The organism is Pseudomonas sp. RIT-PI-q (assembly GCF_001297125.1).
Taxonomy (GTDB): domain Bacteria; phylum Pseudomonadota; class Gammaproteobacteria; order Pseudomonadales; family Pseudomonadaceae; genus Aquipseudomonas.
The window spans coordinates 31,047-57,388 of record NZ_LHPC01000028.1 but is presented as its reverse complement, the minus strand read 5'-3'; the positions used below and the strand labels follow the sequence as shown (position 1 = coordinate 57,388).

Genomic DNA, 26,342 nt, shown 5'->3' with positions numbered 1-26,342 from the left:
TAGTTGTTTGGTATGGAGGCGATGTTACGCCCCGGAGTTTTTAAGAGAACTTCATTGAGTTAATGGTGACTATTGACGCAGTCAATGGCTGCCTGAAACGGGGTTTGCCGGTCATTGACTGGCGATACAGAGCTCCCCGGTGGCGCGTATCAGCGCCTGACCGTGCAGTTGATCCTTGATCAGGTCGGACCGTGCCGTGGCGAGCCAGTCTGCGCAGTTCGGGTCTTTGCGATAGGGCGCGAAGGCGGCGTATTGCTGCAACAGACGGTTTTGCAGCTCATCCAGGCGTGGCCGGATTTGCCTGGTCAGGTCCGGCCGTGGCGTGTCAGGTGCCTTGCCAGCGGCTTTCCACTGAGCGAGCAGTCCGTATTGCACCAGCTTGTTGGCCTCAATTTGCGCGGCGATCAATTCGGCGACGTCAGTAGGATTCAGTTTGCGCTCAGCGGCCATTTTCCGGGCATTGGCAATGACTTGCGCCTCCCGGGCCGTGTCCTGGATCGGTTTGCCACTGTCCCACTTGGTCAACGCCACGAGGTCACCGATGCTCAGGCGCTCGTTCATCGTCACCAGTAACGGTTGCAAGCTATCGGGCACCGGGGAGGGCGTGCTGGCCTGCGCGCCGCCAGCGAGTAAACCGAACAGGGCGCAGGTCAGCAGTTGCGGCAGGCGTGGAAAGTGAAGCATGGGCAAACCTCATTGAGCGCGGGATTCACAATCACGATGTGTATCACAAGTGAGCCAAATCGAAGAAGGGCGGCTTTGGGTTTACTGCTGAAAACAGTGGCGTCTTAACGGTGCAGATCCATGGATAATGAGTCTCTCGATTTTTTAGACGGAGCTAAGAGATGGAACATCGATGCGAAGTAGCGGTGCTCGGCTTGGGTGCGATGGGTGCCGCCCCCCTGTATCAACTGGCAAAAGCCGGGGTGAAGGTGACCGGCGTCGACCGCCACCATCCGCCGCATACTCAAGGTTCGAGCCATGGAGACACGCGGATCACCCGTCTCTCGGTCGGCGAAGGCGCCGAATATGTGCCCATCGTTCGTAACTCCCACAGAATCTGGCGGGAGCTCGAAGCGCTGTCCGGTGAGTCGCTGTTCGAGCAGTGTGGCGTGTTGGTCATGACCTCCAGCCCGAGTTATGACGCTGACGATGCAAGTGACTTCACCCACCGCACCCTGCACCTCGCGAAAACCTATGGCATCGAGCATGAGGTGTTGTCGGCTGCACAGATCCGTGAGCGCTTTCCGCAGTTTTCACCGGTGCTGGACACGGCCGTCGGCTATTTCGAACCGGGCGGCGGGTATGTCCGGCCGGAGCGCTGCATTGCGGTACAACTCAAGCTCGCCGAGGAGCTTGGCGCGACGCTGTTCAAGGGCGAAACCGTCCTGCACATCACCTCGGACGAGCAGGGCGTTACGGTCATCACCGACCGGCGAACCATCCTCGCCGACAAAGTCGTGATCAGCGCCGGCATGTGGTCCCAGGGCTTGCTCGGCAAGCCCTTCGACACCTTGCTCAAGGTGTGCCGACAGAAACTGTTCTGGTTCGAACTGGAAGAGAATGCGCGGTTTGCGCCGGTATCGCCGACCTTCATCTACTATCACGGGCCTGAAGAGTCGAACTACGGTTTTCCACCGTTGCCCGGCGAGGGCAGCATGAAGGTCGCCACCGAGCAGTACAGCGAAGAATCATCGCCCGACACGCTCGACAGAACGGTCGTCGATGCCGAAGCACGCGACATGTTCGACACCCACGTGCGCGGCAAGATCGCGGGCGTGACCTCGCGGGTTGCCAAGTCGGCGGTATGTGCCTACACCGTCACGCCGGACAGCCACTTCATCATCGACGAACACCCGTCTCTGAAAAATACGCTGGTGGTGTCCGCTTGTTCGGGGCATGGCTTCAAGCATTCCGCTGCACTGGGCGAGGCGCTGGCGCAGTGGTGCGTGCGCGGCAGTTGTGATCTGGATTTGTCGGCGTTTTCGTTGAAGCGGTTTGCTGAGTGAGTTCGCTACTCAGCCGCGTGTCTCGGCCAGCAAGCGCTCAACCTGCGCGAGTTCCCAAGTGCTGAGCAAACTGACCGGGTCAGTGCCGTAACGTTGCCAGCTGTCGAACTCACCCTCGCGACCGTCCGGGCTCTGGCAGCGTTGGCAGTGGCGCAGGTGGTCGCCGTCGACATCGAGGGTCAGGTGCCAGCCTTCGATGTCGACGTGTACCTGGCCAGGTTCGGTGTGTTTGTCGAGGCGCCGCAAAAGGCGAATGCCCAGGGCGGCGTCGCGTAATTGCTGGTAAACCTCGCGGGTGGTCAGGGGGTGCACAGCTGTCTCCGGTGAGGCCATGGCCTGCGTAGAATCGGGGTGCACAGGATAGCCGATCATGATGAAATCGCCGCCGGACTTGTGTTGTGAACACCCTTTGATTTGGAACCCGATATGAACAAAGCCGCGTTATTCCCCTTTGCCTTGCTGCTCAATGGCGGATTGTTCAGCACGCCAGCAAACGCGGCCGGCGATGCGGAGGCGGGTGCAACACTGTTCAAGCGCATATGTGGTGGCTGCCATCAAGTCGGGGAATCGGCGCGCGGTTCTTTTGGTCCGCAGCTCAATGGTATTTTCGGGCGCCTTTCAGGAAGCTCGGCGGACTACCAGTATTCCGCTGCGATGAAATCGGCAGGCATTGTCTGGACCCGTGAAACACTGACCGCGTACCTTGAAGATCCCAAAGCCGTCGTACCCGGCACCCGCATGATTTTCTGGGGCCTCAGCGATCCGCAAAAGATCGAAAACCTGCTGGCCTACCTCCAGACGTTTCAGCCGCAGTAAGCGCTCTTGTAGCAGCTGTCGAGCTTGCGAGGCTGCGTTCGGCTGCGAAGCAGTCGTGAAATCAGGCGCTGCGGTCTGTCAGGCACACCGCATATGCAGGGTTTACGACTGCTGCGCAGCCGAACGCAGCCTCGCAAGCTCGACAGCTGCTACAGAACCGAACGCAGGCTTCGCCAGCTGCTACAAGGCATCCTCAAAAATCGCCTCGATGGGCAACTGGAAAACCCGGGCAATCTGAAACGCCAACGGCAGGCTGGGATCGTACCGGCCGTTTTCGATTGCGTTGATTGTCTGCCGTGAGACATTCAGCCGAGAAGCCAGGTCGACCTGCGACCACTTGAGCTCGGCGCGCAGTTCTTTCAGTCGGTTTTTCATTGATAGCGGCGTCTGGCAACCATCAGCCCGATGATCCACATCAACCCCATCACCGGCCACACCATGATCCACGAGAGATGCGGGAACCCGACATTCTCCAGAAAGCCGTAGCTGAAGGTCAGCAACGCTGAGGCGGCAAACGCAAAGCCGAGGGCCTCGAACTGGATGCGCAAATGCATTTCATCCATGCGCCGAAGGTTGCGCACGATCGCCCAACACATCAAGCCAGCCGGTATCACCGGCGCCAGCGTAATGGCAATGCGCAGCGGCATGCCGAAGTTTTCCTGATGCTGCAGCAGCGTCAGCGACACACTCAAAAAAACCGCATACGCAGCCAGTGCTGCGCCCAACTCGTAGTAGTACCGTCGCATTTTTCATCGTCCTTATGTAAAACGTCCTTTACATATTCGCCGATGAAATCGAGGATGTAAAGGACGCTTTACGTAGGGCTTTCAGGCAACGCTGTGGTTTTGAAAGATCTGCAGTTAGCATTGCACTTATCAGCGCACCAACGACACGTTGCTTAACGTCACCGAGTGGGTCAAACATTGATCGAACGACGCCAATTCAGCGGAGGCATGAAAGGGAAAAACCTCCGCTATCTGAATGAAAACCCTGACCAGCCCGCGCAAATGACTCGCGCAGGTTTCTTGCTGCTCGAGCATTTCTCGCTGCCGGCGTTCACCCAGGCACTGGATACGATCGTCACCGCGAATCTGCTGCGGCCCGGGTTGTTCTCTTCCCGAACATTCGGCCTGAATGACGGCGAGGTCATCAGCGATCTGGGCCTGGTCATTCGGCCCGATACCCGTCTCGATTGTTCAGCCATTAAAGATCTCGACCTATTGGTGATTTGCGGCGGCTACCGGACAGAATTGAAGGCGACTGATGAACTGAGCAGCCTGCTCCGAGCGGCGGCAGAGCGGGGTGTCAGTCTGGCCGGGTTGTGGAATGGCGCCTGGTTCCTCGGCAGCGCCGGCTTGCTTGACGGCTATCGGTGCGCCATTCACCCCGAACATCGCCCTGCACTCGCGGAAATCTCCAAGGCCACGCATGTCACCAGTGAACCCTACGTCATCGATCGGGACCGGCTCACCGCGTCGAGTCCCTCGGGGGCTTTTCATATGGCGTTGGACTGGATCAAGGGGCTGCACGACAAAGCTCTGGTCGAAGGCATCGAGGACATTCTGGCGTTCGAAGAGTCTCGCTATCGACGCATCAAACCGGCTGAAAATATCTGCGTGAGTGCGCCCTTGCGTGAGGTGGTGAAGTTGATGGATGCCAACCTCGAAGAACCGTTAGAGCTGGAGGAACTGGCGGTCTACGCTGGCCGTTCACGTCGACAACTCGAACGCCTGTTCAAGGAGCAATTGGGGACTACGCCGCAACGCTATTACCTGGAACTGCGCATCACCGAAGCGCGTCGACTGCTGCAGCACACTGAGTTGTCCCAGGTGGATGTGCTGGTAGCCTGCGGGTTTGTTTCGCCCAGCCATTTCAGCAAGTGCTACAGCTCGTATTTCGGCTACAGACCGTCTAAGGAAACACGACTTATCAAGTAACAATTTTTGCCTGGGGGCGGTTTCCGCCTGTCGGCAGCAGCACTGCCGAGCGAAAACTGTGGGGGTATGCTGGTTCTCTTGAGCTCTGGTCGAGAGGATAAACCGATGCCTGACTATTACGATTTGGGCACCTACAGCCGCCCGGTGACGGCCCGTTCGCCGCAAGCCCAGCGCTGGTTCGATCGTGGATTGTTATGGTGTTACGGCTACAACCACGACGAATCCATCCGCTGTTTCCACAAGGCCCTCGAACACGACCCCGGTTGCGCGATGGCCTACTGGGGCATCGCCTACGCCTCGGGCCCGAACTACAACAAACGCTGGGACGCCTTCATCGAACAGGAGTTGAAAGAGGCCGTGGCCCAGGCCCGACTGGCGACGCACACTGCGCTGGCGCACATCGACGGCGCAACCCCTGTGGAGCAAGCGCTGATCCGCACGCTGGAGCAACGCTACCAGGCCAACGAGGCGGCCAGCGTTGAACAACTCTTCAGCTGGAACGATGCCTACGCGGCGTCCATGCGTGATGTCTACAAAACCTTTCCCGATGATCCCGACGTGGTTGCGCTGTTTGCCGAAGCGCTGATCGACCGCACGCCGTGGCAGCTGTGGGATTTGAAAACCGGCACACCCGCACCGGGCGCCGACACCCTAGAAGCGGTGGCCGTACTGGAGCGCGCCCTGCAACGCATGGAGCAACACGGCGATGCGCCGCACCCCGGCGTGCTGCACATGTACGTCCACACCATGGAAATGTCGCCCTATCCGGAGCGGGCATTGCGCGCCGGCGATGTCCTGCGCGACCTGGTGCCGGACGCCGGGCATCTGCGCCACATGCCGTCGCACATCGACGTGCTGTGTGGCGATTATCGAGGGGCCATGATCACCAACAGCCGGGCGATCGTGGCCGACAGCCAATACCTGGAACGGGAAGGGCCGATCAATTTCTACACCCTGTACCGAAGCCACAACTACCACTTCAAACTCTACTCGGCGATGTTCCTCGGCCAGTACCAACCGGCGCTGGAAGCCGCCGATCAACTGATCGCCACGATCAAGGAAGAACTGCTGCGCGTGACGCAGCCGCCCATGGCCGACTGGCTGGAAGGCTTCGTCTCGATGAAGGTCCACGTGCAGATCCGTTTCGGCAAATGGCAAGACATCCTAGCCACGCCGTTGCCGAACGATCAGGCGCTGTACTGCGTGACCACCGCGATGCTGCATTACGCCCGAGGCGTGGCGCACGCGGCCACCGGGTACATCGCCGGCGCGGAAGCCGAACAGCGTCTGTTCCTTGAAGCCTGGACCCGAGTGCCGGACACCCGCTACCTCTTCAACAACACCTGCAACGACATTCTGGCGGTCGCCGCCGGCATGCTGCGCGGCGAAATCGAGTACCGCAAAGGCAATTACGACGAGGCCTTCACCCACTTGCGCGAGGCGCGCGCGCTGGACGACAACCTGCCTTACGACGAGCCATGGGGCTGGATGCAACCGGTTCGGCATGCGCTGGGCGCGTTGCTTTTGGAACAGGGCAGGGTAGAAGAAGCCTTGCAGGCCTACCGAGCCGATCTGGGACTGGACAACACCCTCAGCCGCGCAGCTTGGCACCTGGACAACGTGTGGAGCCTGCACGGTTATGTGGAATGCCTGAAACGACTGGGCCGGGACACCGAGGCCGCCGCCGCGAAAATCCGCCTCGACCTGGCCATGGCCCGGGCCGACGTGGAGATCACCGCCTCATGTTTCTGCCGCGTCGGCGCCCGTTGCTGCACCTGATGTCAGCCATAACGCAAACCCATGTAGCAGCTGGCGCAGCCTGCGTTCGGCTGCGCAGCAGTCGTAAAACCGGCCGATGCGGTCCTTCAGAAAAACCTCGCGCTCAGGTTTCACGACTGCTTCGCAGCCGAACGCAGGCTTCGCCAGCTGCTACAGGGTTGCGTCAGCTTTGACAGAACCGCAGTCGATTACCGAAAGGGTCGTAGACTTCCAGGACTTGCCCCCAACCCTGCTGAACAATATCCGGACGCCCGTATCCATAGCGCTTGGCCAGTAACTCATCCCGAAGCAGTTCGATATTTTGCATGGGGATAAACACCGTCGAGCCTGGGCTGGCATCGCCATGGTGTTCGGAAAGATGCAGCTGCAGACCGTTTCGACTGATCCCCAGATACAGCGGTAGATCGGCTTCGAACCGGTGCTCGAATTCGACGCTGAAGCCTAGAAAATCAAGATAAAACTCGCGGGCCTTGGCTTCGTCAAACATCCGTAATATTGGAACGGGTTTGTCGAACGTCACCGTGGGTTGGGGGTTTTCCTGGGCCAGCATCGCAGACGCGGTGTTCCAGTCCTTGTAGCCCAGTTGCTGCGCGACCAGTTCCAGCGCGGTTGAGTGCGGCACCGCTTGATCACGCGCCTCTAGTGAGGCACGCAGCCGCTTGGCCATTTGCTTGGCTTGCTCGTTTGAAAACATGACTACTCCTGTAGTCGAGGCATTGTGGTGCTCGCGTTGCCAAACCTCGACCGTCAAGAGAAGCGACAGGATTTGGGAAAAGAAGAAATGCTTTCACCTTTCCTTGCGGAAGCGAGCGGCGGGCAGCATCGGCCCGCGCTGATCATACACAGCCATTAATGAGTGCGGAAGTTTTGCCGGCAGCTCGCGGTGTAAGGCAACTACCGACTGTGCGCGACGGCGGCCAGTTGCTCGGTATCGACGCGCACAAAAATCGAGTCGCCAATAGCCGTTAGCACGTCCCCCGCGTAGACCTCGCAGATGACACGGGTTTTGCGCCCAACTTCACCTTCGACTTTTGCCCGCAGGGTCAGCGGCACACCCATCGGGGTCGGCTTGATGAACTTGATGCCAAGGTTGCCGGTGACGCAATTGATGCGGGGCAGGCTTGCCGGTTCGCGGTGTTCCAGACGGTAGTGATAGGCCATTGCCGTCCAGTTTGAATGACAGTCGACCAGCATCGCGATCAATCCGCCGTACACCAGCTCCGGCCAGCCGCAAAACTGGGCATCAGGCAGATGCTCGGCCATGACATGCACGCCGTCCTCATGCCAGAAGCTCTTGATGTGCAGCCCGTGCGGATTACCGCTGCCGCAGCCGTAACAAACGCCTTCAGGCGCGGCGGTGTCTTGCAGGGAAGTGTCGAGCCTGGACATACCTTGATCATCCTTAACAATGTGAACCAAACCTGGCGGATTTTAACGCTGAACCGAGCAAGCACAAGTCAGAGCCGACAGATCGACCCTTACTCGATCCGATCGATCCAAGCCCCCAAAAGATCGCAGCCTGCGGCAGCTCCTACAGGATCAGGCACGACCACAAATAGGCGGTTGCACGCGATCCCTGTAGGAGCTGCCGAAGGCTGCGATCTTGGCGTCCGCCCGGACGCCCGGATTATTGCAGGCATAAAAAAACCCGGTTGATGAGACCGGGTTTTTATCGAGCAGTACGGTAAAGCCATTCATTTACGCAGCGCGGCTTTCGATCAGACGATCCGAACCACCTTCAGCGACGCGACTTTCGATCAAACGATCCGAACCACCTTCAGCGACGCGACTTTCAATCAGACGATCCGAACCACCTTCAGCCACACGACTTTCAATCAGGCGATCCGAGCCGCCTTCAGCGACAACCGGGTGAGCAGAGGTAGCGGCGAAAGCGTTAACTGCAAAAACCGAGAAAGCGATGCTGAGGAGGATTTGGCGTTTCATGATGGTGTGCTCCGGGGTGTAGTTGTTTGGTATGGAGCCGATGTTACGCCCCGGAGTTTTTAAGAGAACTTCATTGAGATGATGGTAACTATCGACGTGGGCAATGGATGAAGCAATCGTGGAGCGTGCAGTGGTGTGTCTGACTCCTACTGAGATAGGCAGCCAAGTTTGCGAAGGCAGTAATATTCAGAAACGTCCTACATCATGTATTGAATCGATGTACTAGCATGTCTGTCCGATTACAAGGAGTGACGGATATGGCGAATCACGGCTACATGACCCTGACAGGCAAGACTCAAGGATTGATATCAGCGGGTTGTTCAACCCAGGATTCTATCGGCAACAAGTGTCAAACCGGACACACCGATGAAATCATGGTGTTGTCCTACAGTCACAACATGGCCAATCTTGGGAATATTAATAGACCCACGCATGGCCCGATTTTCATTACGAAAAATGTTGATAAATCATCCCCTTTACTGGCTCAGGCGCTTTCAAGCAGAGAGGAAATAAACTGTTCGATCAGTTTCTACCGGATTTCTTCGTTTGGCCTCCAGGAAAAGTTCTTCACGATAAAAATTGGCGGTGGTGTTATCGCAGATCTGACGCTGGATATGCCTCATGTCGTTCTGCAAAATGATGTCGAACCTCAAGAGCATGTTGCTATTCGTTATCGTGAGATTACCTGGACGCATCATTTGGCTGGAACCAGTGGATATAGCTTATTGGAAGGTGACGAATGAAGCCGCCAGAGGCGCCTGGCGGGACGGATAATCGCGATATCTGGCAAGTCAGCCATGCCGCGAATTACCTGACTAATCAAGCCTGCACATTAGGTGCTCGGCATATTGAAGATGGCACATTGCGTCTGCAATTTAATCGCGAGGTTGCTTACTACGCCAGAAGCATTGTGAATGATGTGGCACAGGGCAGAAAAAGCTCTGAGCGGGGACTTCAGGAAATAAAAAACGAACAGAACAGCCTGCTGAGCCAGTCGTGGGAGGTGACGCAAAAAGGTGTTGGGGTCATCGCCGGAGCCCTTCAATTTGCCACCGGTGCGGGTATTTGCTACGGCTCGGCGGGTATGTTGTGCCTGCTTGCTGGTGCCCCGCTGATGGCACATGGCGCTAACAATGTGTATGAAAATGGGCGAAATTTGTGGGAAGGCAAATCTGACACGCAAGGCCCGGTCAGGAAGGGGTATCACGAAGTCGCTAAAAAGATGGGGAAAGGAAAACAAGCAGGAAATATGGCGTTTGGGTCAGTTGACTTGGGAATGTCTATCTATAGTGCTAGCAGATTGGTATTGAAACCGGATGCGTGGCGTCTTTTTAGATATGTTCGAACAGATTATGTAAGGGCTTACAGGAGTACGTCGGTAAGTGCTTTTGCAATTGATATAGGCGCCGATGCAGCGACAACAAGTGGAATGCTGAAAGAGTGGAAAAATACAAATGAATAATGCGGTTTTTTATATTGGGTTTACGTTTTGTAGCTGTTTATTTTATTTTCCTTCGCTATGGGCTAGCTACAAATTCTCCGGCAGGAACTTCACCGTTTTCAGGTTTTGGGGGGTGATGACATACAACGTAGTGCTCATCTTTGTTCATGTGAGGTTTATCAAGGAAGGCTATGTCCCGGTAATAGGTGAACAAGATAATTCAGGCATCGGATGGCTTTCCTTTTTCTTTGTTTTCGCCTACGCGTATGCAATTCCTTTTCCGTGGAAAAGTAAGTGCTGGTCTTCGCGCAGGAAAATTTAAAATTTCTGACTGGCCCAGCGACATGGCCCAGTCGGGATGACGCTGCCGAGCGCGCATCCGAATTTAGATCAGCGCGTTGCCATCTAGAAACGGACGACGAGCATTACTGATGAAACGTACGCCCCAACGCATCCAGGCGAATGGCAATCGGTGGCAAACGCTGGCTGCTCAAGGCAAGCGTTTCCACATCATCCGCCGTGTTCTGCGCAATAGTCTGCACCGAGTGCAAACGCCCGACGATTTCAACGCTCGCCGTGGATTGCTCGCGGGTCGTGGTGACAATGCGTCCATTGAGTTCATCGATCTGCGAGATGTCGCTGCCCACCGCCCGCAACATCGCTGCCGCCAGCTGGCTGTCTTCAACACAACGTTCCACACCTTCGCGGCTGTCATGCATGGCCTCGACGGCTTTGCGGCTGCCTTGCTGCAAGGCCTCGATGATCGTCCTGATTTCCTTGGTGGAAACGGCAGTCCGTTGCGCCAGGCTGCGCACTTCATCGGCCACCACGGCAAAGCCTCGGCCTTGCTCACCGGCGCGCGCGGCCTCGATGGCGGCGTTGAGGGCCAGCAGGTTGGTTTGTTCAGCAATGCTGCTGATGACCTCCAGCACCGTACCGATTTGCTGTGCCTGTCCCGCCAGCACTTGCACGGTTGAGTGAGTGCCTTTCAGGCGCGTCGCCAACTGCGTGATTTCCTGTTGGGCGCGGTTGACACTTTCCTGGCCTCGGGTGATTTGCACACTGGCCTGGCCGGCATGTTCAACGGCATGCTCGACGTGAACCGCGATATGCCCCATGGCGTCACCCATCCGTTGCATCGAACCGGTCATCTGCGCAATTTCCGTCAGCTGATGCTTCGCGCCTTTCTCCAGTGTGTTGCTCGCCTTGGCCAGTTCTTGGCCCAGCTCACCCAAGCCATGAGAGTCGCGAACCACCCCGTCAACCAGGGCGGTAATCTGCATCAGGAACTGATCGAAACGCTCCGCGAGCGACACATGCACCCTGGCCTTGTCGCCCTTGCCCGCATCGACGGCGAGCTGCGACGTGGCCGCGAGCATCTTGTCCAGCATGTCCTGGCTCTCCACCGCATCGGCCTGACTGTGCACGGCCAGATAGAGCAGGGCGACCGTCTCCATGACCACATAAAACGCATGAACGAACACCATCGTCCAGCCACCGTGATGCGCCATCACGTAGACCGGAAAACCTTGATGTTGCAGCGCATGGAAGACCACGTGATGCACGGCAATCGTCGCAGCGGCGACCAGAATCGGCAGCCAGTCGCGATAAAAAGTCAGCACCGCCAGCAACGCGAAAATACCAAAGTGGGACTCAATGACGCCCTCGGCCTGATTGATGTGCAAGGCCGCCATGACCATCAAACCAATGCCCAGGCAACAGCGCATCAACCGCGTTCCGCCGATGGCGCGATACAGCAGCGTGAGCAAAAGGCTTGTGCCCCCACCGACCACAAACGCCTGCATAAAGGTGTCGTGCCAGAACGCCAGACCCACCGCGAAGAGGAACATCAGCCAGATCAAACCCAGCATGATCCGGTCGGCTTTGCGGTAGTGTTCCAGGAAGCGAGGGGGGAAGGGCATTCACGATTACTCCATGTAATTGAGCCAGATAAAGCAGGTTTAATGCCGATCAGTTGAGCCTGACACTGACCCTCTGGAGAGGGAGCTTGCTCCTGTTGCGCGAGCACGGAACGCTTCAACGGAAGCAAACTCCCTCGCCACAGGGTCAGTGTTATTTTTGGTCTGGTAGAGATGTACAGGAGAAACCGGGGAGAGAGTAGCTGTTCGCCATCACTCTGGTGTGTGCGACGTCGCACGTGGAAAACATTGTCAGATTTAGAGGCAAGTTTTGCAGAATCGGCGGGGTAGTAGACAAGTCTGACGGCCAAAATAGAAATCTCGGCAGCAACGCACCCCCTGTAGCAGCTGCCGAAGGCTGCGTTCGACGGCGAAGCCGTCGCCGAACCACACACCTCGGAATGTCAGATAAACCGCGGTGCCCCGATTAACGACGGCTGCGCCGCCGAACGCAGCCTTCGGCAGCTGCTACAGATCGCGTTATGGCTTAACTGACTGGCGTACTTGGCTGTGACGCAGAGTACGGCCCTTTATTCAGACTGTTGAGCTGTCCAGTGCCTCATTTCTTCGGCAATGAAGTGGGTTACCAGGTCACGGAACATTTTTTCGATTGCATCCGGACTCAGGCCTACTTCCGAGGCCCAGTCACGACGTGTCACCAGCATGCTATTGAATCGCTCCGAAGCCTGTACCGAGGCCGCAGAAGTCTTGAACGTCGAAGCAGCCAGTACGTATTGGAAACGCCTTCCTAACAACGTGATAACGGCCTGATCCAGGGCATCAATCTCGCGCCGAATGTCCTCCATCCCTGCGCACTCTGCGGGCTGCATCTGATTTGAGACGTCCATGTAGGTAGCTCCTTTTGTTCAGCAATTAAAAATCTGTCCCGATTGTTTTTGACTCGATGTAATTAAACAGCAACGCATACTCTGTAGCAGCTGCCGAAGGCTGCGTTCGACGGCGAAGCCGTCGCCAGACCAGACACCGCGCAATGTCTGATAAACCGCGGTGTCCCGATTGACGACGGCTGCGCCGCCGAACGCAGGCTGCGCCAGCTGCTACAGATTGCGTTATGGCTTAACTGAGCGGTATTAGGGGCTGCCGATTGTTTTAACCGCTACGCGACAAGCTCGACGTAGCTGGACTCCCCACCTCCCGTCGCACCCGACAACCAACCCCACACGAAGCTCAGCGTGGTACGCCCTGCACGATCAACACCTACCGTGCCACGCGACCACCCGGCAAGCATCTCGCCCTCCGTGGTCAGGCACTGAAAAAGAAGCTCAATGGTATCGGCGCCTGTCACGCGCCCGACTTGCTGACCCATACGGATCCGGCCGCCTTGGTAAGTGCCCGAAATGGCCTCTTCCTCGACCTGGTAATGAAAGACGGTGCCTGTACCGGATAGCCCGTGGGTATTGCCCGCTACGGTAAATTTGCGATTGTTCAAACGCTCGCTGATTTGAGAAAAGGGGATTTCCATAATGCTGCGTCCTTTAGTCGAGATGATCCATTCCAGCGATGATCGTATCGGATTAAGCAAACCTGTAGGAGCGAGCTTGCTCGCGATGGACGTTAACGATAACGCGTGTTTGTTGGTTCAACGCGCCGTCCTCAGGTCCATCGCGAAGGTAGAACCGTTAATGAAACCTGTAGGAGCAAGCTTGCTCGCGATGGACGTCAACGATAACGCGTGTTTGCTGGATAAACGCGTCGTCCTCAGGTCCATCGCGACGGATGAAGGTAGAGCCGTTAAGGAAACCTGTAGGAGCGAGCTTGCTCGCGATGGACGTTAACGATAACGCGTGTTTGCTGGATAAACGCGTTGTCCTCAGGTCCATCGCGAGCAGGCTCGCTCCTACAGGGGACGCGGTCACTTCATCGATCCTGGCGGCGCTTCGGATCGAACACGAAAAAGCCCGGCTGATCAGGCCGGGCTTTTTTGGGTATTGCGGTGATGCGATTTGTTTATACAGCGCGGCTTTCGATCAGACGGTCAGAACCACCTTCGGCAACGCGATTTTCGATCAGACGATCCGAACCACCTTCAGCAACGCGTTTTTCAATCAGGCGATCCGAACCACCTTCAGCGACGCGGTTTTCAATCAAACGATCCGAACCACCTTCAGCGACGCGGCTTTCAATCAGACGATCCGAACCACCTTCAGCGACGCGGTTTTCAATCAAACGGTCGGAACCACCTTCAGCCACACGACTTTCAATCAGACGATCCGAGCCGCCTTCAGCGACAACCGGGTGAACCGAGGTAGCGGCGAAAGCGTTAACTGCAAAAACCGAGAAAGCGATGCTGAGGATGGTTTGGCGTTTCATGATCGTGTGCTCCGGGGTGTTATTGGTTGGTATGGAGCAGATGTTACGCCGCGGATTTTTTATGAGAACTTCATTGACGTGATGGTGAACATCGATGGCGTTGATAGGGCTAGCGGCCCACCTCTAGTGAGCGTGATGATGTGGCGCAACCCAGGCAAACGGAAGTTAACAGCGCATTGATTACATTGCGTATCAACAGTAATGCGCGATAACGCCATTCTCATCACAGCCAGTGACAAATACAGTTACGCCGCACGCAACTCGCCAGCGGTGTAGGTGGCGATATCAATGTGTTTACTGCGTAATTAAGGTGCCTTTCATGATTCAGAACATTATGAAAACTGCGAGTCTGGCTGCACTGCTTGTCGCCAGCGCTGCAATGCCGTTCGTCCAGGCACAACCCTTGCCACTCGATAAAGTCGGCGCCTTACATAATGAAGACGTGGAATGGCGCAGCTTTCCGGCGTTCCCGAAAGAAGTAAAACTGGCTGTGTTGGCCGGTGACCCGAGTAAACCGGCACCCTACGTGGTGAGAGTCAAAGTGCCAAATGGCACCAAATTAATGCCCCATACCCATCCCGAAGACCGCATCTACACCGTCATGTCCGGCGTTTTCTATATTGGATTTGGTAAGGTTTTTGATCTGGATAAGCTGGTTGCTTACGGTCCAGGTAGCGTCGTGATACTCCCGGCTAATACGCCCCATTTCCACTGGGCCAAATCAGGAGAATACATCTCACAGGTGTACGGGATCGGCCCGCTGGGTCTTGAGTACATTGATAGTCATGATGATCCTCGCAATGCATCGAAGTAAGAAAGACCTGTAGGTATCGAAGCGCGGGGGCAGATTTACTTTGTCGTCAAACAAAAAAACGGGTGCCATCGGCACCCGTTTTCATTCACTCAAGCGTCGGGACTCGACAACGGCCAGCCGTTCCCGTCGCTCAATCAGATGGACAAACCGGCACAGAACAGCGACGGCTCGACCGACCTCTACTTTGGCCCCGAATTACCGGGCGAAGGCAATAATTGGATCAAGACTGTTCCGGGCAAAGGCTTCCTGGTGATTGTGCGTTTGTACGGTCCCAAGCAAGCGTTTTTCGACCAGAGTTGGAAGCCCAGTGATTTGATCAAACAGTAACGATGAACGTGCGTTGCCCCGTTATTAAACGGGCAACGCAAACCAACGGGTGAGAGACACGTCGAGTCGTCCTGGTGAGCCTTCAAACCGGCCGATTGAGCACCAGCAAGCGTGCCGCCAGAACGGTCATGACCGCCGCGAAGCTATAAGCACCCAGGCGTTTAGAGACGATGCCTTCGCGAAGACGCCCATGCAGCCGTCCGGCACAAAACCCGAGCAGGGAATGGAAGATCAATGCGATCAGCGCAAGCAGCAACCCCAGGAACATCAATTGCGAGGTGACGCTGCTGCCACCCACAGAGACGAACTGCGGCAGGAATACCATGAAGAACAACAGCGCCTTGGGGTTTAACAGGCTGTTGAGCGTGGCTCGGGCAAAGATCTTGCGCATCGAAGCCTGCGTGGCTTGAGTCTCCGTCTCCGCAGGCGGAGCCTTCAAAGCCTGCCAGGCCAACCCCATCAGATAACAAGCGCCGGCCCACCGCAGCAAGTCAAACGCCGGAGCCCAACTCATGACCAGCGCACCCAGCCCCGTGCTCACCGTGACAGTCATCAACACATCGGCCAGGGTTATTCCCAGCGCGGCGGCAAGGCCGGCGCGCCAGCCGTGGGCGACCGCATGGCTGGTGACGATAGCCATGTTAGGGCCGGGCACAATCAGCAACAGCAAGGCGGCAACAATGAACAGGTAGAGGTTAGTGGCGTCCGGCATGGGTAATACCTCCTCGGGGGAGGCGTCATGCTAACCGGCGGTAGCCAGGCAGAAGCAGATACAGTGAGGATGGATTTGGCCGCTACAGTCAGGGTGTGCAGAGGCGAACTAATCCGTTTGACGGCATTGTGGAAACAAGTTGGCCGGTCATAGTTATAGACGTCGAGCGGCTGCTATTGGCCGGTTTTCGACTCTCGTGCCCGATTGTATCCACAACCAAAAGCGGATTTTCGCGATGCCTTCTCCAGCTTTTACTCAATTTTACCCTGTCGATTCAGACATCCGGTTCCTGAGTTTTTATCGACAAGACGCTTTTCGCTACTTATTTCAATGAAGTTCGCAAGCCATGAAATGAAACCTTCCTTCCATATTCCATTGTGCCCATACAATACTGTGGCATCGGTGCTAGCCACGACAAATGGATAGCTTGAGATAGCGTCTTTTTTTTCCAAGCAAATACCGCTCTGACAAAAACTGTCGTACCAGAAGCCCGCGATAGGGCCTGCCTGAACGCTGCGACGGCTCAGTTCATGGGTTCGATAAGGCTGGTAATTGCCAAGAGTGGTCCGCTCACGTTCTCTCCACCGTGTCCCCATTATCTGGCCTATCGGGAAGGCCAATCGGGTTGCCAAATCGTTGCTTGTCGCGACCGTCAACAGCAAAGGCTGTTGGGATGCGCTAAATACTTCCTTATTCCTTCTGCTGGCGGCGAGCGCGGTGTACCTCGAAGCCTCAAACGCTGGATTCAGCAACACAGTTAGATCAATGACCCCAGTGACGTTATCGTAACTATTGAATTGATCACCGGGATGTTTCATTGCCAGTTCACTGATCAGAAGTGGCGCTACAGCCGTGTAGAGTATTCGCGCCCCGAAACTGTGGCCGATCCCCACGATAAAGTCATTCGGGTCGCCCTGCTGACAACTGACACCCTTGATTGAACTTACCAACTTGGAAATGTTACCTGCTGCGGTCACACGATCTGCCCCGCCCTTGCGCCCCCAAAAGCTTAAATTATCCATCATAGGAATATTCAATGTTTTGCCAGGCCAAGCGATATAGATGCCTACGACATCACGTGGCTTAACACGGGGTGCTTCCAACTTGTTAAGTTGATCTATCAAATCCTTGAAGTCGGATAGGTCCTCGTCGTGAATATCAGCGTTGTGCTTCCAGCCATGCACGTACATCACAACCAGCTTGGCCGTGCGCTCTTTGGGTAGGTCGCGCTCCGAAGCAGTCTTGCGCTGTAACTTGGACTCACGTGGAGTGCCTCTCACTTCGTATATAACATCACTCCATTGGCACCGGTCAACTAACTCCCCCTCGTCGGTAAATTCGATTATTTTTAGACGCGCTTTTGCATTTAGACGATCGATACTTCCAGGGTCAAAACGCTCTTGGGTGAACGGATCAACTCCGCCATTCTCTGCACACTTGAATTGGTCCGGTGCTGGGGGGGGGGTACGATCTAAGAAACCTGTCATGAACATTACGCATCCCATGACAACCGCAAATGCGAACATAGCCTTGCGAATTGGTGTGAGGCGCCGCATTTTTATCTCCATTTTGTGTTGGTTTACAATTTGGATGTTTTGGGTATAGCACATATTCAGATGACCAAACCTTTAACTCCTTATATCTTTAGCCTCGGGCACGCTCTTCCAACGCGATAGCGTTGGCTCATGAGAGGGAGCTGCGTGGCGGCGCATGTTGTGGAGGGCGCTCGAAAGGGCCCATTAAGCTTTCCGCGCGCAGCCTCCTGCTGGCGTCGATACAGTTTCCAGAGCGTTATTTAAGGCTACGGAGTCAGGAGTCAGTTTAGAGGCTGCTTCTAGTGGCTGCTTATGACCCAATTGCTGCCTTTAATGAGGGGCAGTTGTCGACCCCAAGCTGTTCCTTCGCCAAATGTTGCTGACGACTCCAGAAGGTCAATCTTAAAAAATACTCATGTTGATAGTCGAGAATAATTCATTGCTTTTTATAGCAAGACGCTTCACTTGTGGTTTGCATGGCGCAAATCTCTACCCGGCAAGACCATTATTTGTCTGTTGTCCCATGGAGTGTCCGTAATGACGCTTTTAATGCCTAGCACGAAGGACTGCTTTTGGCCGAAAAGTGCCTGTCGCAAAAGGCTGCAACGACCCGTAACCGACGCTCGCAAGGTGCTAATGGTTCACGTGTATTTTCTGTCTATGAAGAATGGGAACGCGGCAGCCCCAAACGAGACTGCCGCCCTACCGCTAATTAGGTATTGGAATGTTCACACCTTCCTTCTGCAGGTCTTCGCGTACCGACTGGAATTTCTGATATTTACAAATTTCCACCGGGCCGTCGTAGGTCATGCTTTGTATTTTGCGTGGAGGGTACTTGGCGTAGGTTTTCATCAGGTTGTTGATCGCGATGCTGATGGGAACCATCGACCCGGTGCGTCAGTGAAGTTGTTCATGAAAATGTCGTAGCGCTCCTGCCGATCCTGCAACAAGTCGAAGACCTGCGGCACGGTCACCACGTACTTGCTCTCACCTTTCCAGCCCAGGTTGGAGTCGACCGCCAGGCCACCGGTTTGGGCGCCGTTATCGCCGCGCAGGTTGAACACGGCCTTGAAGTTGCCGACACGGGCGGCACCGGGCGACAGTTCGTTCTCCGTGAAGTAGAACCATTCCTTGCGTGGGGAGGGGCCAGTGCCCAGTCACACCGGGGTCATGTCGTAGCTGTCGAACATGATCGGCTGACCTTCGCGGTTTTTCTCCGGCAGTTTGATGCCCGCCACCGCGGCAAACGTCGGCATCAGGCTCAGGCCACCGAATCATCGTTTTTGCGAAATCACACCGCCCATGTATTGATTTAAATCGCGCAGATCGTTAATGCTCCATGCGTGCGGCGATAGCTTTACACCATTCTCACGCAAGGTTCTTGGAATCAAGTCTCCATTTGGGCGAAGTATTATCGAAGATACAATCATGCCCGGATAATCAATTAATCGTTTTTTGAAAGCGGACGTTGTTAGATCAGGTGTGGGCGGATTGCTTTTATTGGCCAGTGGTCCTGTTGCTTTGAGATCCATTCCGTGGCACATGCTGCATCGCTGTAGATAGAGATTTTTTCCATTAGCATTATCCGCGAAGGATAGTGATGTTTGAGTCAGCGATAAAATGCCTAGCGTCACGATGAACAGTATTTTCATTGTTCGTATCTTCCTTGATGGGATCAGCGTTGATTGGACGCGATTTTGAGCGCGGGAAAGATATCAGTCGGCGCGTTGGCCTCACAGTCCTTTCAGATGCTCAACTCGTTTTCCCGGCGCCTCCGAATGACCGCTCCTGGCCGATTTCTGCCTATCGCGAAGGGCCATTACCGACCTATTGCTCCCGCTCACGATGCCAGTCAGGTTCCAACCCACTCCAGTTACGCAATAGCTGAAAGCGTATGATGGCGAGCCTCCATTGCCGATAAGGAAATCGCCATGCTTCCCGACAAGGCCTGCTCAGTAGTTCTGTCCACCTCGCGGTTCCCCAGGATCCTTTTGTTCCGCCATCCTCAGGCTGGGGTGCAACTGGTGAAGGGAACTATTGAAAAGGGGGAAACACCGAGTCGAGCAGCCCTGCGTGAACTGGCGGAAGAGTCTGGTATATGCACCGCCACAATCGAAGACGACCTAGGATGTTGGGATTCCGGTCATCACGGCCAGATCTGGTCGTTTCAACTGTGCCAGGCGGTTGGACCACTATGTGAACAATGGTCACATCAGACGCTCGATGACCATGGTCACCTCTTCGAGTTTTTCTGGGCTTCGCTTGACCATTTACCTTATGACGATTGCCACCCGGTTTTTCGTCGAGCGCTGGTCTTTTTGTGCGAGGTCCTAGAAGCGCGTGGGCATTTGATGGACAGGCATCCTTAATTCAACTGTCCGCTTCTGGCCGATAACACCCTGTCGCGAAGGGCGGCACTCAACCCTTTGTCGCCTCCCGCCTGATCACGCCTTTTAGGGTCTCTACTTCCAGTTAGGCGCTGTATAGACAGAGGGGCGCGTGCGATGAGCAACGAACAGGCGGCACCTGAGACGAAAGGCGTTACGGTGACCTTACTTGCAACGATTGACCTGGGGCCTGAGATCGAGGGGATGGCAGGGCGCCAACTCAGGATGCGCAGGGTAACCATCGAGCCCGGAGGCGTCTTCGGGCCGATTCACAACCATATCGACAGGCCAGGCACCGTCTACATTCTGCAAGGAACGATCACTGACCATCGAAATGGAATCGCCACGGATTATGGACCGGGCGTGGGCTGGCCCGAAGACAGGCACACCACACACTGGCTTGAGAACAGAGGCACGATCGCGGCGGTGGAGATCTCGGTCGATATTGTCCGGCAAGCGTAAGCTCAGGACCAAAAGGGACAACGTTCGTCAGATAAGGCGCACCACTATCTGTAGCAGCTGGCGAAGCCTGCGTTCGGCTCTGTAGCAGCTGTCGAGCTTGCGAGGCTGCGTTCGGCTGCGCAGCAGTCGTGAATTCAGACGATGCGGTGTTTCAGGGAGACCGCAAACTCAGGTATTACGACTGCTTCGCAGCCGAACGCAGGCTTCGCCAGCTGCTACAAATGGCGTGTTGTATTTCAAAGACACTCGCCACTGACTTCACTTGAACTCAGCCACCAGCCAATCCTTCAACCGCCCACACGCCGGGTCCTCTGCTTTCTTCTCATTAATCATCAAATACTGCACCGATTCCCTGAGCGTAATCTCCTCCGTCACTGGCCGAACCAGGCGCCCCTGCTGTACCAGATGCCTCACCAAATGATCCCAGCCCAAGGCGATACCTTGATCATCCAGCGCCATCTGCACGAGAAGGCTGTAGTCGTTGCTGCTGAAATAGTGCGGACTTTCCGAGGCCGGGATCTGAAGGTCATGGGCCTGGAAAGCGAACCACACATTCCAGTCGACCTGTTCTGACAGCTGGGAACGGCCATAAGGGTTCAGGTCCAACAGCACACTGTTGCGCATGCCCTCAAGCGTGCTCAGTTCCGGATGCGCCTCCAGATAACGCGGCGTGCACACCGGATAGACGACTTCATGAAACAACGGGATTCGCAGATAGCCGGGGCGCAAATCACTGTGCTTGGTGATGAAGATATCCGGATTGATCCCGGGCTCCATGACCAGAAAATGCTGGGTGGTGATGACATTCAAATCGACGTCAGGATGGGCGCTGAAGAAGTCTTTCAGTCGATGGGATAGCCAAAGCGCCGACAAGGCGGGTGAGCAGCAAAGAGTCAGGGTGCGTTTATCGCTTTTTTCCCGGCGGATTCTTTCGGTTGCTTGAAAGATGTTGAGCAGCGACAGTTGTGCAGCATCGAAGAGTGCGCTGCCCGACGCTGTCAGCCTGACTTCCCGCCCGGTGCGGGTGAACAACTCCGTCCCCAAGTACAGTTCAAGTTCACGAATCTGACGGCTGATCGCCGCCTGGGTGACGCACAACGCCTCGGCGGCTCGGGTAAAGTTCCGATACTTGGCGGCGGCCACGAAGGATCTCATCGCCTTGAAGGACGGCATTGAGAGCAGGGCCTGATCAAGCTGGGAGCTTTTAGCCATAACAAAAACTACCTGTTTTCTCGAAAAAAAAGTCGGTTCTGCCCATCGGGCTTCGGGTCCACACTCTACCGCACGATGGGCGTCGAACCACGGGTCAGGCAAAGGTCGATCAAACGGGTGACGCGAACACAAAAACAAGGAGAAGAAATGCTGTACCAATCAGGAAGGGAAGCGTTCATGCAAGGTGTCCGGGTGCTCATGCCATTGAGCCTCGGCGTCATTCCTTTCGGTTTGCTGACGGGGGTCATGGCGATCAACATGGGCATGTCGCCCGGCACGACCATGGGCATGACGCTGCTGTTCTACTCGGGGTCCGCTCAGATGGTTGCACTGCAACTGCTCCATACGGGCGTTGCGCCGCTGGCGATCGTGGTGACGGCCCTGGTCATCAACTTGCGCTTCATCATGTACAGCGCGTCACTCGCTCCCGATCTGCACCACTTGCCACGGCGCTGGACCTGGCCACTGTCCTACATGCTTTCCGACCAGTCCTACGCACTGTGCGGTCTTAAACTTTCCTCTGGCGAGCTGGGTCAATTCGCCCACCACTACTATGCCGGCACCGCCGTTGCCATGTGGCTGACTTGGAATGTGTCGGTATTGGCCGGCATCTACTTGGGCGCAGGCATCCCCGAGACCTGGTCATTGGGCTTTGCCATACCGCTTTCGTTTCTGGCGCTTCTCGTTCCCGGCCTCCGTAGCGCGGCAACCCTGGCCGCCGCCTCGGTCGGCGGGTTGCTCGCCGTGGTGGCGGTGAACATGCCCTACAACCTTGGACTGGTCACCGCGTCCATCGGCGGTGTCATCGCGGGTCTGTTGATCGAGAATATTCGCAAGCGCCCATTGAGCGATGCGCTGACCCATGACGTCGAGAGGGAGACACCATGAGTGATCTAGCCCTGTGGGGGATGTTCCTGGCCGTCGGGTTGGGAACCTTCGCCATGCGTCTTTCCTTTGTCGAACTGTATGGCCGATTGCGCATCCCGTCAGTGCTGAGCCGGGCCTTGCTTTACGTACCGGCGAGTGTGCTGGCGGCCCTTGTGCTGCCCGCCGTGGTGTACCCCAACGGGCAGGGGGAGTTCGTGTTGAATAACCCCCAGATACCCGCCGCCATTATTGCGACCTGGGTCGCCTGGCAGACTCGCAATACGCTCCTGACGCTGGGGGTTGGGATGGGAGGGTTGTGGTTATTCAAGTTTTTCGGTTGGTAATGAATCGATCTGCAGCCGGGGGGCCTGAAGCGTCAGCGACACACTGTCTGCCAGGTTCCTGGCCTGCTGAGTCGCGTCCTCACGCGCGCGCCGATCAACGTCTTCCCCCAGGATGGTTTTCTCCACAATCACCGAATGCACATCCGTGACGCCGATAAATTTCAGCCAGGCTTCCACGTAGGGCTTCTGGAAGTCGAAGCGCTCCGCCGGTGTGCTCGACTGCGCCGAAAAATCCAGGCCGCGGGCGTACATCACCACGGCGAGTTTGTTGTGCAGCATGCCTTCCAGACCGCGTTCCGGGTCAACGCTGAACAGGACGTCTTTCTGCGATACCAGGTCGATGAAGTGCTTGAGTTTGTACGGGATGCTGAAATTCCACAGCGGCACGGACATCACGAGCACATCCGCGCGGTGCAGGTGACTGGCCAACGCTTTTAACGTGTTCCAGGCGTCTTGTTGTGCAGGGGTCAACGGCGTGCCATTGAGCCCGGCGTATTTGGCCTCCATGGCCAGATCATCGAACTCCGGCAGCGCCATGTTCCAGAGGTCCAGGGTGATAATTTCGGTGTCCGGGGTGTTGGCTTGATAACGCGCAATGAAGCTGCGGGCGACTTCAAGGGAAGCTGAACGCTGCTTGCGTGGAGAACACTGAATATGGAGAAGAGTCGTCATGGCACACCTCGAATGATGGGGGCAGGGCAGTGAAAGCATTGCAACATAGTTGTATTTGAAATATAAATCGTAAATTCAAACTAGATTAATCACGTATAAAACTATGTTCGATGCTCTGCTGCTCAAGACATTTGTCGCCGTCGTCGATGAAGACGGCTTCAGTCGTGCCGCCCAAAAATTGCATCTGACTCAGTCGGCGGTCAGTGGTCATGTGCGGCGATTGGAAGAACAGACCGGTAAACCCCTGCTGACGCGCACCACCCGTTCCCAGCAACTGACGGCCGATGGCGAGCGCCTGGTCTCTTATGCGCGCACGATCCTCGCGCTGAACCGCGACGCCTGGACTGACCTGACACGCACGCCGTTTCACGGGCGACTGCGGATCGGCGTGTCCGAAGATTTTGTCGAGTCTCGATTGCTGCGCACTGTTCAGGATTTCGCAGCGCAGTACCCCGGGATGAAGATCGAAGTGCAGGTGAACATTCCGGGTACGTTACTGGCGCTGATGAAGCAAGGGCATCTGGAGGTGGTCATCGGGTCGCTGTGCGAAACCAGCGAAACGGGGCTGCTGCTATGGCAAGAACCGCTGGTGTGGGCCTGGTCGGCGCAACCCGTCGCCCGTTTACCCACGCCGTTGCCGCTGGCCCTGTTCCCCGAGCCGTGCCCTTATCGCGAAGCCGCGCTGACGAGGCTGGCGCAGGCGGGAATCGCCCAACGCACAGCGATGTTGTGCAGCAGCACCGCCGGGTTGCGCGCGGCGGCCCTGGCAGGCTTCGCGGTAGCGCCAATGCCACTCAGTCAGTTGGGGCAGGGATTGGCGGTTGTTGGGGTAGAACAAGGGTTGCCGGAATTGCCGGATGCGCAATGTCGGCTGTTCAGCTCGCCTGATGCGGATCAGGTGATTGTGGGGGCGGTTACTCAGCTGATTGTGGAGTATTGCTCTACGCGGAGGGCTTGATTGTCAGTTCGAGGGGCTGATTGAACGTCTTGGGTACGCGGTCTTTGCCTTCCTGAAGGGAAAGTGGGCCGTCTGTTGGATGCTGGTGAACCACTTTGATCTGGGCACAAAAAAACGGGCCTTGATGGCGCCCGTTTTCATTCATTCCAATTACTGAAACCGTTGATGCAAATCCGGAAAAATATCTTGGGCAAACCAAGCGGGCAGGCCGGGCGTTACGAACCGGGATTTAGGCGTTCGGCTTTCCACCAAGCCGACTTTGACCAACCGAGAAAGCTCATCAATCGCTGGGCGTGGGGTAAGTCCGGTGAAGGTCTTTATTTCATTGCGCGGCAGGCTTCCTTGGGTGATTAGCGCAATGATTGCTGGCGCACTTTCCGGGCGAATGCCTTGTTGTACAAGTTTTTCGTTGTAGTGAAACGCGCGTATCACGCGCTCTCGAAGTTGAGACGGGTCCACTGCGGCGGTCATGTAATCGACCTGGTCGTGACACACCTGCAGCATGAACTCGATGAATTCGAAAAAGCGTCGCTGAGACAGCTGGCCGCGTCCGTCCAGATCGCCTTCTCTTCGGCGGTCGGCCATGGTCAGGGCGGTGTAGTAATTCTGGTGTTGCCTTGCAAGGCCGCGAGACAGCGACCATAACGTTGGCTTCAGCCCCAAACTCACTAACTGAAGATGAGTGACCAACCGAGCAACCCGACCATTCCCGTCTGCAAAGGGGTGAACCCAAGCGAGGCGATGGTGGTAGGCAAGCGCAGAAATAAGCTGGCGGCGGGAGTCTGTCTGTCGGCCGAAGCCTGCCTGAAGGTGTCGCAGCATTCCATCTACAGCAGACGCGTCCGGCGCATCGTGATTGCCAACGACAATGTTCCGATCTGTGACCGACCGCAGGATACCGGGCTGCAGGATCGAGCCATCCGACAGCGTTCGTTCCGCATCACTGGCTCCGCGAAAAAGCCGTTTATGTGCTGTGCTTACAAGCTCAGGTGCGAACATGTCACCCCAGGCAAACGATGTACGTTGGCGCAGCGCCCGTTCGAGCAACGCTTGCACTGCCATCTGTTCAACCGCCCGGTTTTTAAGCTGTTCGCGATCTTTGATTGGTGCCGCTTGCGCTTTTTGCATTTCGGCGGGTTCGGTGTATTGCCCGTCGATAAGGTTGGAGTAGTACGTACTGGTGATTTGCAGCAGGCGGCCAAGACGTTCGGCGGTTTCAGGCGGAAGGCGCCCGGCTAAAAATTGCGTTTTGCGAGGCAATTCATCCGCAAGAGCGATGATCGAGGGTGGCAGCGTCTCGGGGAGAATCGGGTCGAGCCAGGATTTCGATGTGATCAGGGACATTGCGGTTTGTACCGTATGAAAGGCTTCACATTATTTTGCAGAGCTCTGAAGCACATTCCGACAACAGTGCTCACACGCAGATAACCACCGCAATACAAAACGGGCGCCCGAATGAGCGCCCGTTTCATTTACTCCGCAGCCTGCGCTCGCAAGCGCCTACCGATCACATCCATCAAGTCACAGCCATCACGCAAGGGAATGGCCAGCAGCTGAGAAAAGTCCTTCAAAACCACCGTGTCGCAACCGAGCTCGGCGCGGAAGGCGATATTTTCCAGCACCTGCGTGACCGTGCGGATGCGGTAATCGGCCATGGCTTGCAAGACGTCGAGTGGGGCTTGGGTGTCAATGAGCAGGGAAGCCGGGATCAGGTCGATTCCGGTGAGGGGCATGTATCTTTCCATAGATGAAACTCCGATCAAATCAAAGGTTGACTGCCCCTCAATCGTCGCCAAACGAATGGGTGACAGCTGTACGCAGGTTGGCGAACCGGGATCGGAAAACCGGCAGACCCGAAGGTCTCCCGCGCACAGCT

The 26,342-nt window shown here is 56.2% G+C and carries 29 protein-coding genes and 3 pseudogenes; 13 read left to right on the top strand and 19 right to left on the bottom strand.

The window, feature by feature from the left end:
• Positions 1-111: 111 nt before the first annotated feature.
• Positions 112-684 (bottom strand): chorismate mutase, encoded by a 573-nt coding sequence (locus AEQ67_RS12740; RefSeq protein WP_059404210.1) that lies wholly within the window; start codon positions 682-684, stop codon positions 112-114.
• Positions 685-845: 161 nt separating this feature from the next.
• On the opposite strand from AEQ67_RS12740, the gene solA reads away from it, so the two are divergent.
• The gene (gene solA, locus AEQ67_RS12735; protein ID WP_059404209.1) at positions 846-2,009 is read left to right on the top strand and encodes an N-methyl-L-tryptophan oxidase; all 1,164 of its coding nucleotides are present in this window, start codon (positions 846-848) and stop codon (positions 2,007-2,009) included.
• 9 nt (positions 2,010-2,018) lie between these two features.
• Here the strand turns inward: solA and AEQ67_RS12730 are convergent, their stop codons facing one another.
• Entirely contained in the window at positions 2,019-2,321 is a 303-nt protein-coding gene (locus AEQ67_RS12730) for a DUF7693 family protein (RefSeq protein WP_152974836.1), read from the bottom strand.
• 114 nt (positions 2,322-2,435) lie between these two features.
• Between AEQ67_RS12730 and AEQ67_RS12725 the strand changes: the two genes are divergently transcribed.
• A complete protein-coding gene (locus tag AEQ67_RS12725; RefSeq protein ID WP_059404208.1) occupies positions 2,436-2,825 on the top strand; it encodes a c-type cytochrome in 390 nt (129 codons plus the stop codon).
• Positions 2,826-3,005: 180 nt separating this feature from the next.
• Here the strand turns inward: AEQ67_RS12725 and AEQ67_RS12720 are convergent, their stop codons facing one another.
• Both AEQ67_RS12720 and AEQ67_RS12715 read right to left on the bottom strand, forming a co-directional pair.
• Positions 3,006-3,200: a helix-turn-helix transcriptional regulator gene (locus AEQ67_RS12720; RefSeq protein WP_059404207.1), complete on the bottom strand. Its 195-nt coding sequence runs from the start codon at positions 3,198-3,200 to the stop codon at positions 3,006-3,008.
• Positions 3,197-3,571, bottom strand: a complete 375-nt coding sequence (locus AEQ67_RS12715; RefSeq protein ID WP_059404206.1) for a hypothetical protein — start codon at positions 3,569-3,571, stop codon at positions 3,197-3,199. The genes AEQ67_RS12720 and AEQ67_RS12715 overlap by 4 nt, the downstream gene beginning before the upstream one ends.
• A 177-nt stretch (positions 3,572-3,748) precedes the next feature.
• Here AEQ67_RS12715 and AEQ67_RS12710 point away from each other — a divergent pair, with 177 nt between their 5' ends.
• Together AEQ67_RS12710 and AEQ67_RS12705 are read left to right on the top strand one after the other, a co-directional pair.
• The gene (locus tag AEQ67_RS12710; RefSeq protein WP_177333646.1) at positions 3,749-4,762 is read left to right on the top strand and encodes a GlxA family transcriptional regulator; all 1,014 of its coding nucleotides are present in this window, start codon (positions 3,749-3,751) and stop codon (positions 4,760-4,762) included.
• Between the two features lie 105 nt (positions 4,763-4,867).
• On the top strand, positions 4,868-6,541 hold the full coding sequence (locus tag AEQ67_RS12705) for a tetratricopeptide repeat protein (RefSeq protein WP_059404204.1): 1,674 nt from the start codon (positions 4,868-4,870) through the stop codon (positions 6,539-6,541).
• A 163-nt stretch (positions 6,542-6,704) separates the two neighbouring features.
• Here the strand turns inward: AEQ67_RS12705 and AEQ67_RS12700 are convergent, their stop codons facing one another.
• The 3 genes and pseudogenes from AEQ67_RS12700 to AEQ67_RS33765 form a co-directional block, all read right to left on the bottom strand.
• Positions 6,705-7,235 carry a glyoxalase superfamily protein gene (locus AEQ67_RS12700; RefSeq protein ID WP_059404203.1) on the bottom strand — a complete coding sequence of 177 codons (531 nt, stop codon included), beginning with the start codon at positions 7,233-7,235 and terminating at the stop codon, positions 6,705-6,707.
• A 200-nt stretch (positions 7,236-7,435) separates the two neighbouring features.
• The gene (locus AEQ67_RS12695) at positions 7,436-7,930 is read right to left on the bottom strand and encodes a PaaI family thioesterase (RefSeq protein WP_059404202.1); all 495 of its coding nucleotides are present in this window, start codon (positions 7,928-7,930) and stop codon (positions 7,436-7,438) included.
• Between the two features lie 312 nt (positions 7,931-8,242).
• A pseudogene (locus AEQ67_RS33765) lies at positions 8,243-8,485 on the bottom strand (phage infection protein); the annotation flags it as partial.
• 257 nt (positions 8,486-8,742) lie between these two features.
• Here AEQ67_RS33765 and AEQ67_RS12685 point away from each other — a divergent pair.
• Together AEQ67_RS12685 and AEQ67_RS12680 are read left to right on the top strand one after the other, a co-directional pair.
• Positions 8,743-9,228 carry an Hcp family type VI secretion system effector gene (locus AEQ67_RS12685; RefSeq protein WP_059404200.1) on the top strand — a complete coding sequence of 162 codons (486 nt, stop codon included), beginning with the start codon at positions 8,743-8,745 and terminating at the stop codon, positions 9,226-9,228.
• Entirely contained in the window at positions 9,225-9,947 is a 723-nt protein-coding gene (locus AEQ67_RS12680) for a DUF4225 domain-containing protein (protein ID WP_059404199.1), read from the top strand. Before AEQ67_RS12685 ends, AEQ67_RS12680 begins: the two co-directional genes overlap by 4 nt.
• Before the next feature lie 404 nt (positions 9,948-10,351).
• Here AEQ67_RS12680 and AEQ67_RS36700 read toward each other — a convergent pair whose 3' ends face one another.
• The 4 genes from AEQ67_RS36700 to AEQ67_RS36585 all read right to left on the bottom strand — a co-directional run bounded on the left by AEQ67_RS36700 (position 10,352) and on the right by AEQ67_RS36585 (position 14,176).
• The gene (locus AEQ67_RS36700; protein ID WP_442965636.1) at positions 10,352-11,044 is read right to left on the bottom strand and encodes a methyl-accepting chemotaxis protein; all 693 of its coding nucleotides are present in this window, start codon (positions 11,042-11,044) and stop codon (positions 10,352-10,354) included.
• 1,331 nt (positions 11,045-12,375) lie between these two features.
• Positions 12,376-12,693 (bottom strand): isochorismate lyase, encoded by a 318-nt coding sequence (locus tag AEQ67_RS12665; protein ID WP_059404196.1) that lies wholly within the window; start codon positions 12,691-12,693, stop codon positions 12,376-12,378.
• Between the two features lie 269 nt (positions 12,694-12,962).
• Positions 12,963-13,328 carry a hypothetical protein gene (locus AEQ67_RS12660; protein WP_059404195.1) on the bottom strand — a complete coding sequence of 122 codons (366 nt, stop codon included), beginning with the start codon at positions 13,326-13,328 and terminating at the stop codon, positions 12,963-12,965.
• 485 nt (positions 13,329-13,813) lie between these two features.
• On the bottom strand, positions 13,814-14,176 hold the full coding sequence (locus AEQ67_RS36585) for a hypothetical protein (protein ID WP_059404193.1): 363 nt from the start codon (positions 14,174-14,176) through the stop codon (positions 13,814-13,816).
• A 319-nt stretch (positions 14,177-14,495) separates the two neighbouring features.
• Between AEQ67_RS36585 and AEQ67_RS12645 the strand changes: the two genes are divergently transcribed.
• Together AEQ67_RS12645 and AEQ67_RS12640 are read left to right on the top strand one after the other, a co-directional pair.
• The gene (locus AEQ67_RS12645; protein ID WP_059404192.1) at positions 14,496-14,990 is read left to right on the top strand and encodes a cupin domain-containing protein; all 495 of its coding nucleotides are present in this window, start codon (positions 14,496-14,498) and stop codon (positions 14,988-14,990) included.
• A gap of 93 nt (positions 14,991-15,083) precedes the next feature.
• A pseudogene (locus AEQ67_RS12640) lies at positions 15,084-15,317 on the top strand (DUF1214 domain-containing protein); the annotation flags it as partial.
• Between the two features lie 82 nt (positions 15,318-15,399).
• On the opposite strand, the gene AEQ67_RS12635 reads toward AEQ67_RS12640, so the two are convergent.
• From AEQ67_RS12635 to AEQ67_RS33755, 4 genes and pseudogenes are all read right to left on the bottom strand, one after another.
• The gene (locus tag AEQ67_RS12635; RefSeq protein WP_059404190.1) at positions 15,400-16,029 is read right to left on the bottom strand and encodes a LysE family translocator; all 630 of its coding nucleotides are present in this window, start codon (positions 16,027-16,029) and stop codon (positions 15,400-15,402) included.
• A 251-nt stretch (positions 16,030-16,280) separates the two neighbouring features.
• Positions 16,281-17,585, bottom strand: coding sequence for a hypothetical protein (locus AEQ67_RS12630; protein ID WP_152974834.1), 1,305 nt, complete (start codon positions 17,583-17,585; stop codon positions 16,281-16,283).
• 687 nt (positions 17,586-18,272) lie between these two features.
• Positions 18,273-18,835 (bottom strand): annotated as a pseudogene (locus AEQ67_RS36580) (arylsulfatase); the annotation flags it as partial.
• A 3-nt stretch (positions 18,836-18,838) separates the two neighbouring features.
• Entirely contained in the window at positions 18,839-19,216 is a 378-nt protein-coding gene (locus AEQ67_RS33755; protein WP_082377831.1) for a c-type cytochrome, read from the bottom strand.
• Between the two features lie 279 nt (positions 19,217-19,495).
• Between AEQ67_RS33755 and AEQ67_RS12620 the strand changes: the two genes are divergently transcribed.
• The gene (locus AEQ67_RS12620; RefSeq protein WP_059404187.1) at positions 19,496-19,933 is read left to right on the top strand and encodes an NUDIX hydrolase; all 438 of its coding nucleotides are present in this window, start codon (positions 19,496-19,498) and stop codon (positions 19,931-19,933) included.
• Between the two features lie 135 nt (positions 19,934-20,068).
• Positions 20,069-20,413, top strand: coding sequence for a cupin domain-containing protein (locus AEQ67_RS12615; protein ID WP_059404186.1), 345 nt, complete (start codon positions 20,069-20,071; stop codon positions 20,411-20,413).
• A 258-nt stretch (positions 20,414-20,671) separates the two neighbouring features.
• On the opposite strand, the gene AEQ67_RS12610 is transcribed toward AEQ67_RS12615, so the two are convergent.
• Complete coding sequence (locus AEQ67_RS12610) at positions 20,672-21,625, bottom strand: LysR family transcriptional regulator (RefSeq protein WP_059404185.1); 954 nt, start codon at positions 21,623-21,625, stop codon at positions 20,672-20,674.
• A 147-nt stretch (positions 21,626-21,772) separates the two neighbouring features.
• On the opposite strand from AEQ67_RS12610, the gene AEQ67_RS12605 reads away from it, so the two are divergent.
• Entirely contained in the window at positions 21,773-22,513 is a 741-nt protein-coding gene (locus tag AEQ67_RS12605; protein WP_059404184.1) for an AzlC family ABC transporter permease, read from the top strand.
• Positions 22,510-22,836 (top strand): AzlD domain-containing protein, encoded by a 327-nt coding sequence (locus AEQ67_RS12600; protein ID WP_059404183.1) that lies wholly within the window; start codon positions 22,510-22,512, stop codon positions 22,834-22,836. Before AEQ67_RS12605 ends, AEQ67_RS12600 begins: the two co-directional genes overlap by 4 nt.
• On the opposite strand, the gene AEQ67_RS12595 is transcribed toward AEQ67_RS12600, so the two are convergent.
• On the bottom strand, positions 22,813-23,508 hold the full coding sequence (locus tag AEQ67_RS12595; protein WP_059404182.1) for an FMN-dependent NADH-azoreductase: 696 nt from the start codon (positions 23,506-23,508) through the stop codon (positions 22,813-22,815). The two genes, AEQ67_RS12600 and AEQ67_RS12595, sit on opposite strands and share 24 nt — an antisense overlap.
• Positions 23,509-23,611: 103 nt before the next feature.
• Here AEQ67_RS12595 and AEQ67_RS12590 point away from each other — a divergent pair, with 103 nt between their 5' ends.
• Positions 23,612-24,466, top strand: coding sequence for a LysR substrate-binding domain-containing protein (locus AEQ67_RS12590; RefSeq protein WP_059404181.1), 855 nt, complete (start codon positions 23,612-23,614; stop codon positions 24,464-24,466).
• A 150-nt stretch (positions 24,467-24,616) separates the two neighbouring features.
• Here the strand turns inward: AEQ67_RS12590 and AEQ67_RS12585 are convergent, their stop codons facing one another.
• A complete protein-coding gene (locus AEQ67_RS12585) occupies positions 24,617-25,810 on the bottom strand; it encodes a Fic family protein (protein ID WP_082377830.1) in 1,194 nt (397 codons plus the stop codon).
• Between the two features lie 128 nt (positions 25,811-25,938).
• A complete protein-coding gene (locus tag AEQ67_RS12580) occupies positions 25,939-26,211 on the bottom strand; it encodes a hypothetical protein (RefSeq protein ID WP_059404180.1) in 273 nt (90 codons plus the stop codon).
• Positions 26,212-26,342 lie beyond the last annotated feature (131 nt).

What these genes read in the sequence shown, in the direction of transcription:
- AEQ67_RS12695 (WP_059404202.1), bottom strand. Translation starts at nt 7,930, where the DNA reads ATGTCCAGGCTCGACACTTCCCTGCAAGACACCGCCGCGCCTGAAGGC.
- AEQ67_RS12740 (WP_059404210.1), bottom strand. Translation starts at nt 684, where the DNA reads ATGCTTCACTTTCCACGCCTGCCGCAACTGCTGACCTGCGCCCTGTTC.
- AEQ67_RS12635 (WP_059404190.1), bottom strand. Translation starts at nt 16,029, where the DNA reads ATGCCGGACGCCACTAACCTCTACCTGTTCATTGTTGCCGCCTTGCTG.
- AEQ67_RS36585 (WP_059404193.1), bottom strand. Translation starts at nt 14,176, where the DNA reads ATGAAACGCCAAACCATCCTCAGCATCGCTTTCTCGGTTTTTGCAGTT.
- AEQ67_RS12595 (WP_059404182.1), bottom strand. Translation starts at nt 23,508, where the DNA reads ATGACGACTCTTCTCCATATTCAGTGTTCTCCACGCAAGCAGCGTTCA.
- AEQ67_RS12615 (WP_059404186.1), top strand. Translation starts at nt 20,069, where the DNA reads ATGAGCAACGAACAGGCGGCACCTGAGACGAAAGGCGTTACGGTGACC.
- solA (WP_059404209.1), top strand. Translation starts at nt 846, where the DNA reads ATGGAACATCGATGCGAAGTAGCGGTGCTCGGCTTGGGTGCGATGGGT.
- AEQ67_RS12580 (WP_059404180.1), bottom strand. Translation starts at nt 26,211, where the DNA reads ATGGAAAGATACATGCCCCTCACCGGAATCGACCTGATCCCGGCTTCC.
- AEQ67_RS12705 (WP_059404204.1), top strand. Translation starts at nt 4,868, where the DNA reads ATGCCTGACTATTACGATTTGGGCACCTACAGCCGCCCGGTGACGGCC.
- AEQ67_RS12665 (WP_059404196.1), bottom strand. Translation starts at nt 12,693, where the DNA reads ATGGACGTCTCAAATCAGATGCAGCCCGCAGAGTGCGCAGGGATGGAG.
- AEQ67_RS12680 (WP_059404199.1), top strand. Translation starts at nt 9,225, where the DNA reads ATGAAGCCGCCAGAGGCGCCTGGCGGGACGGATAATCGCGATATCTGG.
- AEQ67_RS12605 (WP_059404184.1), top strand. Translation starts at nt 21,773, where the DNA reads ATGCTGTACCAATCAGGAAGGGAAGCGTTCATGCAAGGTGTCCGGGTG.
- AEQ67_RS12620 (WP_059404187.1), top strand. Translation starts at nt 19,496, where the DNA reads ATGCTTCCCGACAAGGCCTGCTCAGTAGTTCTGTCCACCTCGCGGTTC.
- AEQ67_RS36700 (WP_442965636.1), bottom strand. Translation starts at nt 11,044, where the DNA reads ATGGGGCATATCGCGGTTCACGTCGAGCATGCCGTTGAACATGCCGGC.
- AEQ67_RS12630 (WP_152974834.1), bottom strand. Translation starts at nt 17,585, where the DNA reads ATGCGGCGCCTCACACCAATTCGCAAGGCTATGTTCGCATTTGCGGTT.
- AEQ67_RS12685 (WP_059404200.1), top strand. Translation starts at nt 8,743, where the DNA reads ATGGCGAATCACGGCTACATGACCCTGACAGGCAAGACTCAAGGATTG.
- AEQ67_RS12715 (WP_059404206.1), bottom strand. Translation starts at nt 3,571, where the DNA reads ATGCGACGGTACTACTACGAGTTGGGCGCAGCACTGGCTGCGTATGCG.
- AEQ67_RS33755 (WP_082377831.1), bottom strand. Translation starts at nt 19,216, where the DNA reads ATGAAAATACTGTTCATCGTGACGCTAGGCATTTTATCGCTGACTCAA.
- AEQ67_RS12700 (WP_059404203.1), bottom strand. Translation starts at nt 7,235, where the DNA reads ATGTTTTCAAACGAGCAAGCCAAGCAAATGGCCAAGCGGCTGCGTGCC.
- AEQ67_RS12720 (WP_059404207.1), bottom strand. Translation starts at nt 3,200, where the DNA reads ATGAAAAACCGACTGAAAGAACTGCGCGCCGAGCTCAAGTGGTCGCAG.
- AEQ67_RS12585 (WP_082377830.1), bottom strand. Translation starts at nt 25,810, where the DNA reads ATGTCCCTGATCACATCGAAATCCTGGCTCGACCCGATTCTCCCCGAG.
- AEQ67_RS12660 (WP_059404195.1), bottom strand. Translation starts at nt 13,328, where the DNA reads ATGGAAATCCCCTTTTCTCAAATCAGCGAGCGTTTGAACAATCGCAAA.
- AEQ67_RS12600 (WP_059404183.1), top strand. Translation starts at nt 22,510, where the DNA reads ATGAGTGATCTAGCCCTGTGGGGGATGTTCCTGGCCGTCGGGTTGGGA.
- AEQ67_RS12645 (WP_059404192.1), top strand. Translation starts at nt 14,496, where the DNA reads ATGATTCAGAACATTATGAAAACTGCGAGTCTGGCTGCACTGCTTGTC.
- AEQ67_RS12725 (WP_059404208.1), top strand. Translation starts at nt 2,436, where the DNA reads ATGAACAAAGCCGCGTTATTCCCCTTTGCCTTGCTGCTCAATGGCGGA.
- AEQ67_RS12610 (WP_059404185.1), bottom strand. Translation starts at nt 21,625, where the DNA reads ATGGCTAAAAGCTCCCAGCTTGATCAGGCCCTGCTCTCAATGCCGTCC.
- AEQ67_RS12590 (WP_059404181.1), top strand. Translation starts at nt 23,612, where the DNA reads ATGTTCGATGCTCTGCTGCTCAAGACATTTGTCGCCGTCGTCGATGAA.